The following is a 15,610-nucleotide window of genomic DNA, read 5'->3' as shown; positions in this document are numbered from 1 at the left end:
CTGACCCGCTTGCGGTTTTAGCCCGCAGGAAAAAACGTGCGTAAGCTGTTGTGGTAGGTCTGTTCGATTACCTGCTGCAATGGCAGCTCTTTTACTTCAGCAATTTTTTCGGCCACAAAGGGCAGGTAACAAGGCGCGTTCTCACGCCCGCGATAGGGTACCGGAGTCAAAAACGGCGCGTCGGTTTCCAGCAGAATTTGTTCGATGGGCGACATTCGTACAATGTCCCGTACGTTTTCGGCTTTGGTGAAGGTCGTTATGCCGTTAAAGCCCAGGCACCAGCCCTGGTCCAGGGCGTAGCGCGCCAGCCCGGGGCCGGAGGTAAAACTGTGAATCACTCCGCGCCGGGTCAGGCTTGCTTCGAATTCGCGTAGAATCTCGATCATGTCGTCGTCGGCGTCGCGGCTGTGAATTACGACCGGTTTGTTGCAGTCGCAGGCAATTTGAAGCTGGCGGCGAAATACAGTGCGCTGTACTTCGTGGTCAGCGTGATCGTAATAATAATCCAGTCCGATTTCGCCGACCGCGACGATTTTTGTATCGCCGGCGTGGGTGCGGATTTCAGCCTCCACTTCATCGTTGTAGGTTTCGGCTTCGTGGGGATGAATTCCTTGGGTGCCATAAATCCAGGGTGCCATCTGGCTCAGTTGCCGCACTCGCTCAAGATTATCCGGAGCGACCGCAATCGTGATGATGCGCTCAATATTTAGCTGCTCACTTTGCAGTAGGATATCTTCAAGTGGGCGTTCTTTGAGGTAGTCCAGATGGCAGTGGGTTTCTATTATAGGGTGATCAAAACGTGGAATTTCACGACGATTCTTACTCATGAGTCACTCGCAGTACGTTGTCGGCAAAGAATGTCGCAATATTAACAGTTTTACGCTTTGTTCACCCAGCCAAAGGAGAGTTCTATGCACGTTGTGGTGATTGGTGGTGGTGTGGTTGGTGTAACCACAGCTTGGGAACTTTGTCGCCGCGGCCATCAAGTGACCGTTCTGGAGCGACACAGCTTGGCTGGGAACGAAACCAGTAAGGCCAACGCAGCTCAGCGTTCTTATGGTGTTGTGTACCCTTGGGCAGATCCGGCTATGGTGCTAAAAGCACTGCCTTGGTTGGTAAAACAGGACGGGCCGCTAAAAACGGGGATGCCGCCGTCGCTGGCAACCCTTCGTTTCATGTTTTCGACGTTGCGCTACGCCTGGTCGCCAGGGCTCTTCGGTTTTAACCGGCGCGCCATGTTGCGCCTGGCCAAGCACAGCCGCGAGCGTTTCCTGGTTCTGGAAAACGAGCTCGAGCTAAACTTTGACGGTGCTCATAAAGGTCTGCTGCATTTAGCCAGCACGCCGGAGGCGTTGGACGGCTATCGCAGAACTCAACGCTTGCTGAAGAGTATGGACATTCCCGCACGTATTTTGAACGCCGCCGAGGTAGAACAGTTAGAGCCTGGCCTGAGCGGCAACGGGCCACTTTATGGCGCGATTAGCTATGACACTGACGGCACTGGCGACTGCCACCTGTTCAGCCGCGAGCTGGCGCGGGCCTGTGAAGAAAAAGGCGTGGTGTTTCGCTATGAGGTAGACGTAGAACAACTGCTGGCAGACGATCGGCGTGTTAATAGCATCATGTTGCGTAGCAAAGACGGGCAGCGGGAAAATCTGAACGCTGATGCGGTTGTTGTCAGCGCCGGTTGCTGGTCTGACAAACTGACCCGGCCATTGGGTCAGCCATTGCCAATTTATCCGGTGAAAGGTTACAGCCTGACGGCAACCATCACCGATGAACAGAAAGCGCCAATTTCTACCGTACATGATGACCGGTACAAAGTAGTTATGACCCGCTTGGGCGACCGTTTGCGGGCAACGGGGTTTGTGGAATTGAATGATTTTGACCGGAGCATTCCGCAGGTACGCCTTGAAACGATTAAAAAGGCGGTTCGCGGTCGCTTTCCGGGTTGCACCGATATCGATAGTGCAGAGAGCTGGACAGGGTTCCGCCCGATGACGCCAGACGGCCCTGCGATTATTGGCCGTGGTAACCGCGAAAATTTGTATTTAAATACCGGCCACGGTGTATTTGGCTGGACGCTTGCCGCTGGAAGCGCGGATGTGATCGCCAGTGTGATCGATAACCAGGAGCCGGCTGTGTGTCTGGATGCTTTCCGCCCGGAGCGTTTTAGCGAGTAGGCCGCTAATGATTGTATAGAGACAAAAAAAAGGCACCCGAAGGTGCCTTTTTTTACTTCACTTTATCACTTGGATGTCTTAGCGACGCACCTGAATGCGAGCTTCAACTCGACGGTTGGCCGCACGGCCAGCGTCAGTGCTGTTGGTAGCAATGGGCTCGGCTTCACCGTAGCCTTTGCTGGATACGCGATCTGAGTTAACGCCCAGTGTGCCTGTCAGACGATTGGCAACGGCTGCGGCGCGGCGTTCTGACAACTCTTGGTTGTACACATCCCCACCGGTACTGTCGGTGTGACCGGCAATTTCAACGTAAGTGGTGCTGTTTGCGCGCAGTGCATCGGCAACACGACGGATCTGGCTGTCATAAGCGGCACCGATTTCGGCGCTGTTCAGAGGGAATTGAACGTCAATCTCGAAGGTGTCGATGGTTTTAACCACGCCTTCACAGCCGTCTTTGTCGACTTTCATTCCAGCTGCGGTGTTCGGGCACTTGTCTTTGCTGTCCACTACGCCGTCTTTATCGCTGTCTAATTCACAACCGTTGGCGTCAACTTTGGTGCCGCGGGGGGTGTTAGGGCACTGGTCGCGGGCATCGGGCACGCCGTCGTTGTCAGCATCAGTCGGCGGCTGGGGTGCTGGTACAACGGGAGCTGCCTGGCCAACGGTACGATTGAAGGCAACACTGATACCCAAAGACGCCATGGTGTCGAAAGTGCTGTCATCAATGCCGTGGAATTCACGCAGATCGCCACGCAAGGATATGCGATCACTGATGTTGTAACGTACGCCGGCACCCAGGTTTACGCGAGTTTCGTCGCTGTTGAAGCCCGGGGTAGACGGGCCAGTGCCGTCAAAGCTGGCATGACCAGCACCCACCGATAGGTATGGGTTCCAGGTGCGATCCGGGCCGGCAAAGTAGTAGGTACCGTCTACACGTACTTCGTCAAAATCAATGGCGCCACTGCTGTATTTACGCTCTGCATCAGCGCGCGAATAGACAGTTTCTATGGCCCAGTTCGGCAAAAAGCGATATTCAATGCCGACACCGTAGGTGCCAGACTCATCCAGGTCGCGCTTGTCACCAAAGTACTGGAAACCGGCAAACGGGTTCAGGTAAATCGTTTCCTGGCGCTCAGCCAATGCAGGAACTGCAAAAGATGAAGCAAGGGCTGCAATAGCTACCGGACGCAAAAATTTCATAAACGCTCTCCATTTCGATTATTAAGTTCCAGGAAATCTACGATTTGTGATTGACGTGAACCGAGATCGCTAAATTAGGCCATTGGCGCGCAAAACTCAAAACAAGCTTACGTAATGTTACCTTAGGAGTTATACGGGTATGGATGTGAATTTCGAGCCCAGCCGATAAATTAAAATCGAATAAAAATGATTTTTACAGCTAAATCGGCGTTAACTTAACGTGCTGAAGTAGAGGTGAGCGCTTTGCTTGCTGAAATTGAGAGTATCGCCGTTATCAAATCGAACCTCAAAGGCTCTTTCATCTTCGCTGACAACGGTTCCAGCGCCAAATATGGCGTGTTGCAGCCGTTCCCGCTGCCATAGGGGCTGGTCATTGCATTCTTGGCTTGCGTCGCCGCTCAGGGTTATGCCTACGCGGCGACCGTAACGCTCGCTGATAGCCGTTAGCGGGGCGTTCAGCGTGATCGCATTGCTGCCTTCCAATTGATGCAAAGCGCCGCCCAGTTCATCGGATAGCTCAAAACAACACTCTGCAACAAAGCGGCTGGGGCCCTGTTCGCCGTCCAGGTGAGGACGGCTGCTTGCAGGGCGCGTGATTAAGTGCAACTGCTGCCTGCTGCGAGTAATGGCTACGTACAACAAGCGCCGTTCACTTTCCAGGTGGGCGCGTAGGTTGTCTTCGGCGCGTGGGCTATAAGGTAGGTACTTTTCCTGAAGACCGGGCACGATCACCGTCGGCCACTCCAGACCCTTGGTGCGATGAATGGTCGACAGCAGAACGCCGACGGGCTTGGTGTTTTGCCCGTCGTTGCGGTGGGCGCCGGCTTGTTGCTTCAGCGTGTGCAGGTGGGCAAGAGCTTTTTCGGCGTTAATATCCAGGCTTTTCAGGTATTGGCGAAAGCCGTGAATGGTGTTGATTCGCTCTTCCGCATTGTCGTGGGTCAGGGCCAGACTGCGAATGCCGTCGTACAGGTCGGTGCTGTCAGCGTACACGCTGATCAGCCCGGCCACCGGGCCGCGATAGCCACTGAGCTGGTTCAGTGTTTCTGCCAGTTTGCGCAGCTTGCGGGCGGCCATGGGAGCCAAGGCGTTAAAGTCCATCGCCAGTATGCGTTGTGCCCAGTCTTCGCCAAAACCGGCCAAATAGCGTGCAAGCTGGTCCAGCTCCGGCTCTTTCAGGCCAACGTGGGGAAACCGGAGCAGTTGCCGCGCCAACTCCAGGCGGTCGCTGTCGGGTAATTGCGTAAGCTGTCCGGTTACTATCTGCAGCAGCGCTATAATCGCCTGAACTTCGCGGCTGAACAGCGCTCCTTTACCGGCATCAATACGGTAGGGCACTTGCCGCGCCAATAGCTTCAGCTCAATGGCCACGCTTTGGCTCCATACCCGGAACAGAATGGCGGTATTGGTCAGTTGTTCTGCTGTCATAACCTGCAGCAGCTGCAACACGGTATCGGCGTCATTGTCGTGGCGATGCAGGGTAATGATGGTGGCAGGCGTAGACGGATGCGCATGGCACAGTAAGTCCTTACGGCCACTGTTGTTGTGAATCAGGTGGTTAGCCAGCAGCGCTACCCGGTGGCCATAGCGGAAGCTGTAGCTTAGTGTTTGTTCCAGCGGGCTTTCAAACTCGTCGCTGAAGCGGCGCAAAATAAACTCCGGTTTGGCACCACGAAATTCGTAGATGGTTTGGTCTGGATCGCCCACTACGGTTACCCGGGCCCGGTCGCCGGCTACATAGCGCAGCAGCAAGTGCTGAATTTCGTTGGTGTCCTGATACTCGTCGACCAGAATCAGGTCCATTTTATTGGCCACCAGCCTTTGCAGGGGTGGGTTCTGGTGAATGGCCATGACTGGCTCGTACAGCATGTCGGCAAAACTGATACGGCTCTGGCCTTTGCGCCATTGTTCGAAACTGTGGAACAGGTCAATCAGATAGCGCTGGCGTTCTGTGAATTCCATGTCTTCAAACACGATTTCAGCAGGCGAAAGGCTGGTTTTCACCCGGTCAATAAAGCCGATGGCGGTTTCTATAAACTCTTTTTTATTCCGCCGCAGCTCCTCTGCCAGGTCTTCCGGCACTAGCCGGCGACTGAGCTGAAACACCTGATAGTTAATTTCCTGGTCGCTGAGAATGTTAGCGGAAAAATTGGGCAGGTAGCCCTCTCGCACAAAGCGCCGGTAAAGCCGCAGGCCCATGGCGTGATAGGTCCGTATTTCCGGCAGCGCCAAGCCGCTATTGCCGCACACCGCTTGCAGTTTGCGTTCGAAATCCATTTTGGCGCTGCGGTTGAACATCAGCACTAGCATGCGGGCGGGATCGTGTCCCTGGTGCAGCAGATAGCGAATACGCCAGGCCAGGGTTGTGGTTTTGCCACTGCCGGCGACCGCGGTAATCACCGCGTGTTCAAAGCCGGCGCTGATAATGTTCCGTTGCTCATTAGTCAGAAACTCGGGCAGGGGGATTTGTGCCGCTGGATTCGCCAGGGCCGGGGCGGCAGTGTGGGGTTGATGCTGGTAATCGGTAGCGGGTGGTTGCTGTGGCATGGCGCCATTGTAATCGGCAACTGGCCGCGGGCACAGGCCTGTTCCATAATGGCGTCGTCATTTTTCATATTCAGCAGTTCAAGAGCACTCTTGTATGACGTCTACACCGGATTCACCCAGTACCCGCGCATTGCAGTCCCTGCGAGTTGAATTGCGGCACGCCGGTGAGCGTAGGCTCGTACTGATTGAGGGCGACCGCAATGCAGCATTGAACTGGTTGGCGGCAGAATTGCCATTTCTGAGAGCAGATCAGGGCTTATGGGTTAGCACCAAGGCCGACAGCCCGCTGCCGGCTTTGCACGTAGCGACACCGGCGCAAGCAAGAACTTGGCTTGGGCGCGAGCTAGACCTGCTGGTGTGGGACGGCTTTAGTGGTAACCCGCCTGACGGGCTGGCGGCGCTGTCTGGCACATTAACGGCTGGCGGCCTATGGTTCTGGCTGATGCCGCCGCTGGCGCAATGGGGCACATTTGCTGACCCGGACTACGCCCGCACCGGCCTCGATCAGGCTACTGAACATCCCTTTGCTGAGCGTTTGGCGAAGATACTGTGTGATGCGCCGGACGTCATTCGGCTGAAGATGAGTGAGTATGTGAGTGCGAATGAGAGAGTGGTAGAAAGTGCGGATGAGCGAGCGAGCGCTACCATAAACTCAGAACTGGGCCGTGTGAGGGATGAATTAAGTCGTCGCCGACCCGCAACGGCTTTTTGGGTTGGCGGCGGGCCCGAGCAGGACCAGCTGGTGCAAGCGCTGGTGCGTTTTGGCTTGGGGCGCCGGCGCCGTCCGCTGGTAATTACCGCCGATCGCGGCCGCGGAAAATCGGCAGCCCTGGGCCTGGCGGCAGCGGAATTACTGTTGCGGGGCCGCCAGCGAGTATTGTTGACTGCGCCTTCGGCCGAACAGGTCGCCACCGTTATGGCTCACGCCCGTGAGCGCCTGGGAGCCCAACTACAAAGTCAATCGGCTACTCAGTTGATCACCACCAGCGGCGCCAGCCTGATGTTTTTATTGCCGCAGCAGCTGCTGGCGGACAAACCTGCCGCAGAAGTTGTGATGGTGGACGAAGCCGCCGCCATAGCCGCGCCGCTGTTGCAGCGTATTTTGCTGGGCTGGCCCAGGGTGGCCTTTGCCACCACCGTTCACGGTTACGAAGGCGCCGGACGGGGATTTGCGGTGCGCTTTCGCGAACAATTGGACCAACACACGCCGCACTGGCGAGAGCGTACGCTTTCGCAGCCGGTGCGATGGGCCTCCAGTGACCCGTTGGAACCGCTGGTTTTCCGCTTGTTCATGCTGGCTGCAACGAGTCAGGGCAATACCCAACAGCAAGCTCCTGATCCTTCGCCGGTGTTGGAAGTAGAGCGCTGGCAGCCGGCTCAGGCAACAGAAAACGACTTGGCGGAAGCCTTTGGGCTGTTGGTGAGCGCTCATTACCGCACGACGCCTGCAGATCTGCGCCAGTGGTTGGACGACTCCGCAGCCGTCAGCTGGCGCGCTCGCATTAATGGGCGCACCGTGGGGTTGTTGTGGGCTCAGGGCGAAGGCGAATTTTCAGCGCTTTTAGCGCAGCAGGTCAGTCTTGGGCGGCGCCGGCTGCGTGGACATTTGTTGGCACAGTCGCTGGCGTTGCACGCGGGCCTGCCGCAAGCGGCGCAGCAGCGCAGTTTACGGATAACGAGAATTGCGGTGGCGGCCCCGCAGCGGCGCAGAAGTATTGGTCAGCGCCTAATAGCGGCCGCTCAGGCCTATGCCACAGCGGAGGGCTTTGATTATATCGGCAGCAGCTTTGGTGGCACGCCTGCGCTCTTGGCCTTTTGGCAGCGCCAGGGGTTGCAGCCGGTCCGCTTGGGCTTCAGCCAGGAGGCCAGCAGTGGTGAATACCCGTTACAGGCTGTGTGCGGGCTCAGTGCAGCGGGCGAGCGTTTGGTAGCGGATTTACAGCAGCGCCTAGGCCGGCATTGGTTGGTGCTGGCCGGGCGCCAATGGGTTCAATGTCAGCCGGAACTGATGGCTGCCATAATGCGCAGTCTGCCATCCGGCCCGCAACCCGATGCCGAAGACATTCGCGATTTACAGTATTTCGCCGCTGGCCATCGCGGCTTTGAGCTGACCCTGCCGGCGCTACAAATTCTTAGCCGCTGCGTTGGCGCCGCAGACTGGCTGACCGCATTGCAGCCCGCGCAGTGCGCGCTTTGGTGCCGCTCTGTGGTGCAGGGCCGCAGCTGGGCTGAGCTTCAGCGCGAGAATCTCTGCAGAGGCCAGCGCGATGCCGAACAGCAACTTAGATTGATGGTTGCAGACTGGCTGGCGCTGGGTTGATTGGCCGTACACTGATACCACCACTCATTATTGATATCCGCCGCCATCAGATGTTCGAAAATAGCAGGCCAGTTTTTGGATGTCGGCCGGCACAAAAATCTCCGTGGTATCGAGGGCGGGTGCTGTTATCATCCGCGACAAGAAAATTGGGTCTTGATCTATCGCATTTTTGAAGGGTTTGGCACGTGCTATAACAATAATTGGCTATACTAAAGGGATGTGTCATCCGCTGTTACTCGCGTAGAAGACATTGCGAACATTTGATTTGAAAAAAATGAGAGGGTTGCCCTAATGAAATTGAAGCACTTTGCGGTTGCAGGTATTTTTGCAATCAGTGCCGCGCTGCCGATGATGGCCAGTGCTGGAGATGCGGCCGCTGGCGAGGCAAAAGCAGCCGTGTGTGCCGCCTGCCATGGCCAGAACGGTATTGCGTTAATCCCGATGTATCCGAATCTGGCGGGCCAGCACGAGATGTATTTGGTGTCGTCGCTGAAGGCCTACAGAAGCAAGGAACGTAATGGCGGCATGGCGGCCATTATGCAGGGCCAGGCAATGGCACTGAGTGATGAAGATATTGCCAACCTGTCGGCGTATTTTGCCAGTCTGCCTGCAGGCGGCAAATAAGCCATCCCGCAGTCCGTTTTGCAAAAGAGTGAGGTGTTGTTACGTCTGGCTAAGATGCCCGTCAACTTAGCCAGATGACAGGTTAAGCCTTGCTGATAATCCGGTAACTTGGCCTATAAGCCGAGGTGCCGGGTAGTTTCATCCGGTTTTGAGCCACAAACTGTTCCAGCATGGCTTCCAAAGGCTTAATCAGGCTGGGATCGCCCGCAATTTCGAACGGGCCATGTGCACTCACCTTTTGAATTCCTTCTTCTTTTACGTTACCCGCAACAATACCGCTGAAGGCTTTGCGCAGATTTGCCGCAATCAAGTGCACTGGCTGATCGCGATGCAGTTCCAAGGCGCGCATGTTGGCGTGGTCCGGCTCAAATGGCAGCTGAAACACAGGGTCTATTTTTAACGTCCAATTAAAGTAATAGGCGTCTTGCATGGCGCGGCGGAAGGTTTCGACCTCTTGCATGCCGAGTTTCATGGTGCGCGCTACCCGCACCGGATCGTCGATGATAATTTCATAGCGCTTCGCGGCGTCGTCACCTAGGGCGTTGCGGATAAACTTGTCGATCATTTCAAAATAATCAGCGTTCTCGCGCCTGCCGGTAAACACCACCGGGAAGGGAATATCGGCGTTGTCTGGGTGCAACAGAATACCCAAGAGGTAAAGAATTTCTTCCGCTGTGCCCACACCACCGGGGAATACAATCACGCCGTGGCCAAGGCGCACAAAGGCTTCCAGGCGTTTTTCTATATCCGGCATGATCACCAGTTCGTTCACAATCGGATTGGGTGCCTCGGCGCCGATTATGCCGGGTTCGGTAATGCCAATGTAGCGACCGTCTTTTACCCGCTGCTTGGCGTGGCCTATGGTGGCGCCTTTCATCGGGCCCTTCATGGCGCCGGGGCCGCAGCCGGTGCAAATGCTCAGTTCACGCAGGCCCAACTGATGGCCCACTTCTTTGCTGTATTGGTATTCTTCATGGCTGATGGAATGGCCACCCCAACACACCACCATGTCTGGCTGTCGCCCCGGTTTCAGCACGCGCGCGTTGCGCAGAATGTGAAACACCATATTGGTCAGATCTTCCGGCCGCGGATGCCGGTTGGCTTCAATGAACAGCGGGCTGGAATGGGTGTATACGATGTCGCGCAACACCGAAAATAAATGTTCGCGATTGGCACGCAGCATTTCATTGTCGACAAAGGCATGGTGAGGTGCATTGATCAGTTCCAGTTTCAGGCCGCGGGGCTGGGGAACCAGGTGCACCTCAAAGTCGCTGTGGGCCGTCATCAAATCCTGGCAATCGTCGGTAACCGCTCCGGTGTTCAGCACGGCCAGTGCGCACTGGCGGAACAGCCGGTAAAGGCCGCCTTCGCTGCGGTCTTTCAGGCGGTTTACTTCATGGTTAGACAGGATTTCGAGGCTGCCTTCGGGCGACACCAACGCGTTGATGGTGGGTTCATTCATCGGTCGTAAAACTCCTTGGTATGCGGCCGGCATCCTCCACCGCACGGGTGCTCATCCGATTGCCGGCGGCCGAGGCGCTACACTAAGTGTTTTTTTGGCGACGTGCTACTCAATAACGCTGGATTCCAGACTGGGTTGGAATCCAGCGAAGCGATCTTCAACGTGCTTTGCCGCAGTAGGTCTTAGCCAGTCAGCCCCTTAAAAAATTGCTGTACGTTGTGACTCAGGGTGTCCAGATCATAGCCGCCTTCCTGCACCGTCAGTGTTGGCAGACCCAGTTGGCGAATGTGGTTGCCCAAACGACAGAAGCCCTCGCTGGACACTGACACTTTGGCTTGCGGGTCGTTCTTGTAAATATCAAAGCCCAAGGCCAGTACAATAACATCCGGCTGGTACAGCTTCAGCGCGGTCAGGGCTTCTTCCACCTTACTGAAAAAATACTCTTCATCAGAGCCGTGGGGCATGGGCAGGTTGATGTTGTAACCGTAGCCTTCGCCTTCGCCGCGTTCCTCTTCATAACCGGCCACCACCGGGTAAAAGTTGGTGGGGTCGCCGTGCACCGAAACGTAAAGTACGTCGCTGCGGTTGTAGAAAATTTCTTGAATACCTTGGCCGTGATGCATGTCGGTGTCGAGTATGGCTACACGCTGATATCGGCTGCGCAGGCGCTCGGCAGCAATGGCCGCGTTATTCAGATAGCAGAAACCACCGGCGGCTGCGCGGCGGGCATGATGGCCTGGCGGGCGGCATACGGCATAGGTGATATGCTCCCCTGCCATCAAGGCGTCGGCCGCGCCCAGGGCGGTCTGTGCCGACCAGTAGGCGGCGTCCCAGGTGTGTTTGCCAATGGGGCTGCTACCGTCGGCCTGGTAACGTGCGGCCTCGGCCAGAACGCCTTTCAAGGCGTTGGGGCTGTGCACAAAAATATTGGACATGACCTCATCACCCCAGTCATCGCCCATCGCCTTCCAGCGCCTGTGGGCAGATTCCAGAAAGCGTAGATAACTCAGATCGTGGACCTTGCCAATGGGGCCCGCGCCTTGATCAGCCGGATGCAGCACCGGAATACCGCTGGCCTTCAGGCCCGCCAACATTTCCCGGGTGCGGTCTGCCACTTCTTGCGGTTGGCGCATTTGGCCGCGGGTAAAGTACGACTGCGGGCTGTGCTGATCTTGTGCAGGGTGAAAAAATGCTTTCATATTACGGAGGCCTTTTTAGAGAGCGATAGTGCATGCTCACCCGAGTATAGGCACTGACTGGCGTGGGTCAAAAAAACGTAGTCCGCAAAAAGCGCTGCCAGCTTTACAGGTTGCCGGACAGCATCCACTATAGTTAGGAAGAATTTGCGTTTCTGCGATCGAGCGTTCAGATCGTATCGCAGCAGCTTGAGCGCTATTGCAACAGCCTGACTATCACGTAAGGGAGCCTGAATGATCGAATCACCGTTATTGCAGAACATAACCGGATACGCCGGTGGCCAGTGGCAACAAGCCGCTGCTGAGACCTTTGACGTGGATAACCCGGCGACCGGTGCCGTTATTGCCAAGGTGCCGTTTGTAACCGAGCAACAGGTGCACGATGCCATAGCCGCGGCAAAAAAGGCCGAAAAACTGACCGCGCCTTACCCGCTGGAAACCCGCCGTAAGTGGCTGGAAGACATTCGTGATGCCCTGACCGCCAATCGCGCAGAGATGGGCCGTATTTTGTGCCTTGAACACGGCAAACCGTTAAACGAAGCTCAGGGCGAAGTGGACTATGCCGCCGGCTTCTTCGATTACTGCGCCAAAAATATTGAGGTGTTGAGCCCGCGGAACCTGGACCAAAAGCCCAAAGGTTGCAGTTGGACTGTGCATTTTCGCCCGGTCGGCGTGGTGGGCCTGATTACGCCCTGGAACTTCCCCATTGGCATGATTGCAAAAAAGCTGTCGGCGGCTCTGGCAGCCGGTTGTCCGTCGGTGATCAAACCCGCCAGCGCCACCCCGCTGACCATGGTTGCGCTGTTCACTTTGATGGATAAATACGTTGATCTGCCCGCGGGTATGGTGAATCTGGTGATGGGTAAAGCCAGCATGATTGGCAAAGCGCTGAGCGAAAGCCCAGATGTACCCATGCTCAGCTTTACCGGTTCCACCGAAGTGGGGCGCCAGCTGATCATAGACAGCGCTTATTCAGTGAAAAAACTGGCGCTGGAGCTGGGTGGTAACGCGCCGTTTATCGTGTTTGACGACGCCGACCTGGACGCTGCGGTTGATAACCTGGTGGCCAACAAATTCCGTGGCAGTGGCCAGACCTGCGTGTGCGCTAACCGTATTTTTGCCCACGAAAAAATTGTTGACAGCTTTAGCCAGAAACTGGCCGAACGAGTCAAAAAAATGACCGTGGGTGACGGCATCAACGGTGACGTGGACCTGGGTCCGCTGATCAACCGTGACGGCTACAATAAGGTCAAACGCCACTTGGAAAATGCGTTAGAGCAGGGCGCCACTTTGGTAGCCGGTAAAAAGCCGTCAGAGTTGAACGATGACGATTTGTTTTTCCCGCCCACGGTCATCACTGGCGTAACCCCGCAAATGGTTTGCTCGCGGGAAGAAACCTTTGGCCCGCTGGTGCCCATTGCCAGCTTTAGCGATGAAAACGAAGTCATCGCTGCCGGCAACGACACCGAGTTTGGCCTGGCCTCTTATGTGTTCACAGCGGATGTCAAACGCGCCCAGCGCGTAGCGGCCGGGCTGCGCTTTGGTCACGTGGGCTGGAACACTGGCACCGGCCCCACGCCAGAGGCGCCGTTTGGTGGTATGAAAATGTCGGGTACGGGCCGTGAAGGCGGCGAAGAAGGGCTGTTTGAATTCACCGAAGCGCAAACCGTACCCCGCGGGTTTTAATCGCGCTAACTAGTCAAACAAGCGTTATCGCTTGTCAGTGAAAGAGTGAACGAAAACGGTGGGCTGCGGCTCACCGTTTTTTTGGCTAAAACCCGTGGAATTTGACCCCTTGCACCCATATTCGGCAAGGGCGATTCAAGGCTGGTATACTTCCCGACCTGTTTATTTAACCAGTAGCGACATTTTATGGACGTTTCCTACATTATCGACGGCCTGAACGACGCCCAACGCGAGGCGGTGACGGAACAAAGCGATCACTTACTGGTTCTGGCCGGTGCAGGTAGTGGCAAAACCCGAGTGCTGGTGCACCGTATGGCGTGGCAGATGCAGGTGAACCGGGTACCGGCAACTGGCCTTTTGGCGGTGACTTTTACCAACAAAGCCGCCAAGGAAATGCGTCACCGCATTGAGGGTATGATGAACATACCCTCTCGCGGCCTGTGGATTGGCACTTTTCACGGTATTGCCCATCGCCTGCTGCGCTCCCACTGGAAAGACGCAAACCTGCCGGAAAACTTTCAGGTACTGGACAGCGACGACCAGCTGCGCATGGTGAAGCGGGTAATGCGCGAAGCCCAGATCGACGAATCCCAGTTCCCGCCCAAACAGGCCCAGTGGTGGATTAGCAGCCAGAAAGACGAAGGTCTGCGCGCCGATCATATTCAGGAAAATCCCGGCGATCACTTCACCAGCACCATGGTGCGGGTGTACCGCCAGTACGAAAAACTGTGTCAGCAAAGCGGCCTGGTGGATTTTGGCGAATTGCTGCTGCGCTCCCACGAACTCTGGCTGCACCGCCCAGAACTGCTGGCCCATTACCAGCAACGCTTCCAACATATTCTGGTGGACGAGTTTCAAGACACCAACACCATTCAATACGCTTGGCTGCAAGTGCTGGCCAGCAACCGCGTGCCATTAACCGTGGTGGGTGACGACGACCAGTCCATCTACGGCTGGCGCGGCGCCAAAGTCGAAAACATCCAGCAGTACCAGCGCGATTTTCCCAATGCCCGACTGGTGAAATTGGAACAGAATTACCGCTCGACCAAGTTGATTTTGAAAGCCGCCAACGGGGTGATAGACAACAACCAGGGCCGCCTGGGTAAAGAGCTGTGGAGCGACGGGGTTGACGGTGAGCCGGTCAGCCTTTACGCCGCGTTTAACGAGCAAGACGAAGCCAACTACATTGCCGACACCATCACCAGCTGGGTGCAAGACGGCAACCTGCGCGCCGAATGCGCCATTCTCTACCGTTCCAACGCCCAATCTCGCGTACTGGAAGAATCGCTGATGCGTCAGGGTATCCCGTATCGGGTTTATGGCGGCCTGCGCTTTTACGATCGCCAGGAAATTCGCAACGCACTGGCTTATCTGCGCCTGGTGCATTACCGCCGCGATGACGCTGCATTTGAGCGGGTGGTAAACCTGCCACCGCGGGGTATAGGGGCTAAAAGCCTGGCCGATTTGCGCCAATACGCCGGCGAGCAAAGCATCTCAATGTGGGAGTCCGCCCAGCGCATGCTGGACGCCGGGCAGATGAAAGGCCGCGCAAAAACCGGATTGCAGAAATTTCTGTCGATCATCGAAGAACTGTCCGCGCTGGCTGAACACGGCACATTGCATGGCCTGATGCAGCAGACTATCGACGACAGCGGCCTGAAGGAGTACCACGCCAGCGAAAAAGGTGAAAAAGGTCAGGGGCGGGTGGAAAACCTGGAAGAACTGGTAAATGCGCTGACGACTTACGAAGTGGAGGAGGGCATTGATCCTCTGTCTGAATTCATCGCGCAGGCTGCGCTGGACGCTGGTGAAGCTCAGGCGGAAGACCACGAAGACAGCGTGCAGTTAATGACTTTGCACTCCGCAAAGGGGCTGGAATTCCCGCTGGTGTTCATGGCCGGCGTTGAAGAAGGTCTGTTCCCCCACAGCATGTCGCTGGAAGAACCGGGGCGTATGGAGGAAGAGCGCCGTCTTGCGTATGTGGGTATCACCCGCGCGATGAAGAAGCTGATAATCACCTACGCCGAATCCCGCCGTTTGTACGGTCAGGAGAAGTTCAATGCGTTGTCGCGGTTCGTGCGGGAAATCCCCGGCGACTGTATTCAAGAGGTTCGGCTGCGAAATACGGTGACCCGCCCGGCCATGGTGGCGCGGCCTAACGAAAGTATGTTCAGCCAAGAATCCGCCAAGCAGTCTGGTTTCAGCCTTGGGCAGCGCGTAATGCATCCGAAGTTCGGCGAAGGCACGGTGATGAACAGCGAAGGCAGCGGCCATCACACCCGCATTCAGGTTAATTTTGATGATGGTGCCAAGTGGCTGGTGTTGGCGTATGCGCCGCTGGAGGCTTGTTAACGCTTTGGCCGTTTGCACGGTGCAAAAGCTGCGGCCAAAA

Annotated in this window: 10 protein-coding genes; 5 read left to right on the top strand and 5 right to left on the bottom strand. The window is 56.2% G+C overall.

Annotated features, from left to right (window positions below):
• Positions 1-17: 17 nt before the first annotated feature.
• On the bottom strand, positions 18-827 hold the full coding sequence (locus MRBBS_RS17360; RefSeq protein WP_014872908.1) for a TatD family hydrolase: 810 nt from the start codon (positions 825-827) through the stop codon (positions 18-20).
• An 84-nt stretch (positions 828-911) separates the two neighbouring features.
• On the opposite strand from MRBBS_RS17360, the gene MRBBS_RS17355 reads away from it, so the two are divergent.
• On the top strand, positions 912-2,183 hold the full coding sequence (locus MRBBS_RS17355; protein ID WP_014872907.1) for a D-amino acid dehydrogenase: 1,272 nt from the start codon (positions 912-914) through the stop codon (positions 2,181-2,183).
• 78 nt (positions 2,184-2,261) lie between these two features.
• On the opposite strand, the gene MRBBS_RS17350 is transcribed toward MRBBS_RS17355, so the two are convergent.
• Together MRBBS_RS17350 and MRBBS_RS17345 are read right to left on the bottom strand one after the other, a co-directional pair.
• Positions 2,262-3,383 carry an OmpA family protein gene (locus MRBBS_RS17350; RefSeq protein WP_014872906.1) on the bottom strand — a complete coding sequence of 374 codons (1,122 nt, stop codon included), beginning with the start codon at positions 3,381-3,383 and terminating at the stop codon, positions 2,262-2,264.
• A gap of 210 nt (positions 3,384-3,593) precedes the next feature.
• The gene (locus tag MRBBS_RS17345) at positions 3,594-5,930 is read right to left on the bottom strand and encodes an ATP-dependent helicase (protein WP_014872905.1); all 2,337 of its coding nucleotides are present in this window, start codon (positions 5,928-5,930) and stop codon (positions 3,594-3,596) included.
• 94 nt (positions 5,931-6,024) lie between these two features.
• On the opposite strand from MRBBS_RS17345, the gene MRBBS_RS17340 reads away from it, so the two are divergent.
• A complete protein-coding gene (locus tag MRBBS_RS17340; RefSeq protein WP_014872904.1) occupies positions 6,025-8,250 on the top strand; it encodes a tRNA(Met) cytidine acetyltransferase TmcA in 2,226 nt (741 codons plus the stop codon).
• A gap of 291 nt (positions 8,251-8,541) precedes the next feature.
• On the top strand, positions 8,542-8,874 hold the full coding sequence (locus MRBBS_RS17335; RefSeq protein WP_041635367.1) for a c-type cytochrome: 333 nt from the start codon (positions 8,542-8,544) through the stop codon (positions 8,872-8,874).
• An 82-nt stretch (positions 8,875-8,956) separates the two neighbouring features.
• Here MRBBS_RS17335 and ppnN read toward each other — a convergent pair whose 3' ends face one another.
• Together ppnN and MRBBS_RS17325 are read right to left on the bottom strand one after the other, a co-directional pair.
• Complete coding sequence (gene ppnN / locus MRBBS_RS17330; protein WP_014872902.1) at positions 8,957-10,336, bottom strand: nucleotide 5'-monophosphate nucleosidase PpnN; 1,380 nt, start codon at positions 10,334-10,336, stop codon at positions 8,957-8,959.
• 182 nt (positions 10,337-10,518) lie between these two features.
• Entirely contained in the window at positions 10,519-11,535 is a 1,017-nt protein-coding gene (locus tag MRBBS_RS17325; RefSeq protein WP_014872901.1) for a histone deacetylase family protein, read from the bottom strand.
• Between the two features lie 231 nt (positions 11,536-11,766).
• Here MRBBS_RS17325 and MRBBS_RS17320 point away from each other — a divergent pair, with 231 nt between their 5' ends.
• Together MRBBS_RS17320 and uvrD are read left to right on the top strand one after the other, a co-directional pair.
• Entirely contained in the window at positions 11,767-13,218 is a 1,452-nt protein-coding gene (locus MRBBS_RS17320) for an aldehyde dehydrogenase family protein (protein WP_014872900.1), read from the top strand.
• Positions 13,219-13,404: 186 nt separating this feature from the next.
• The gene (gene uvrD / locus MRBBS_RS17315) at positions 13,405-15,570 is read left to right on the top strand and encodes a DNA helicase II (protein ID WP_014872899.1); all 2,166 of its coding nucleotides are present in this window, start codon (positions 13,405-13,407) and stop codon (positions 15,568-15,570) included.
• The last annotated feature ends 40 nt before the right edge of the window (positions 15,571-15,610 follow it).

This window comes from Marinobacter sp. BSs20148, from assembly GCF_000283275.1.
In the GTDB taxonomy this organism is placed as follows: Bacteria; Pseudomonadota; Gammaproteobacteria; order Pseudomonadales; family Oleiphilaceae; genus Marinobacter; species Marinobacter psychrophilus.
The sequence above is the reverse complement of the archived record's forward strand: the minus strand, read 5'-3'. Positions and strand labels throughout refer to the sequence as shown.

Bases quoted from the DNA above. Each gene is read 5' to 3' on its own strand.
- MRBBS_RS17325 (WP_014872901.1), bottom strand. From the start codon at position 11,535: ATGAAAGCATTTTTTCACCCTGCACAAGATCAGCACAGCCCGCAGTCG.
- uvrD (WP_014872899.1), top strand. From the start codon at position 13,405: ATGGACGTTTCCTACATTATCGACGGCCTGAACGACGCCCAACGCGAG.
- MRBBS_RS17350 (WP_014872906.1), bottom strand. From the start codon at position 3,383: ATGAAATTTTTGCGTCCGGTAGCTATTGCAGCCCTTGCTTCATCTTTT.
- MRBBS_RS17340 (WP_014872904.1), top strand. From the start codon at position 6,025: ATGACGTCTACACCGGATTCACCCAGTACCCGCGCATTGCAGTCCCTG.
- MRBBS_RS17345 (WP_014872905.1), bottom strand. From the start codon at position 5,930: ATGCCACAGCAACCACCCGCTACCGATTACCAGCATCAACCCCACACT.
- MRBBS_RS17360 (WP_014872908.1), bottom strand. From the start codon at position 827: ATGAGTAAGAATCGTCGTGAAATTCCACGTTTTGATCACCCTATAATA.
- MRBBS_RS17320 (WP_014872900.1), top strand. From the start codon at position 11,767: ATGATCGAATCACCGTTATTGCAGAACATAACCGGATACGCCGGTGGC.
- MRBBS_RS17355 (WP_014872907.1), top strand. From the start codon at position 912: ATGCACGTTGTGGTGATTGGTGGTGGTGTGGTTGGTGTAACCACAGCT.
- ppnN (WP_014872902.1), bottom strand. From the start codon at position 10,336: ATGAATGAACCCACCATCAACGCGTTGGTGTCGCCCGAAGGCAGCCTC.
- MRBBS_RS17335 (WP_041635367.1), top strand. From the start codon at position 8,542: ATGAAATTGAAGCACTTTGCGGTTGCAGGTATTTTTGCAATCAGTGCC.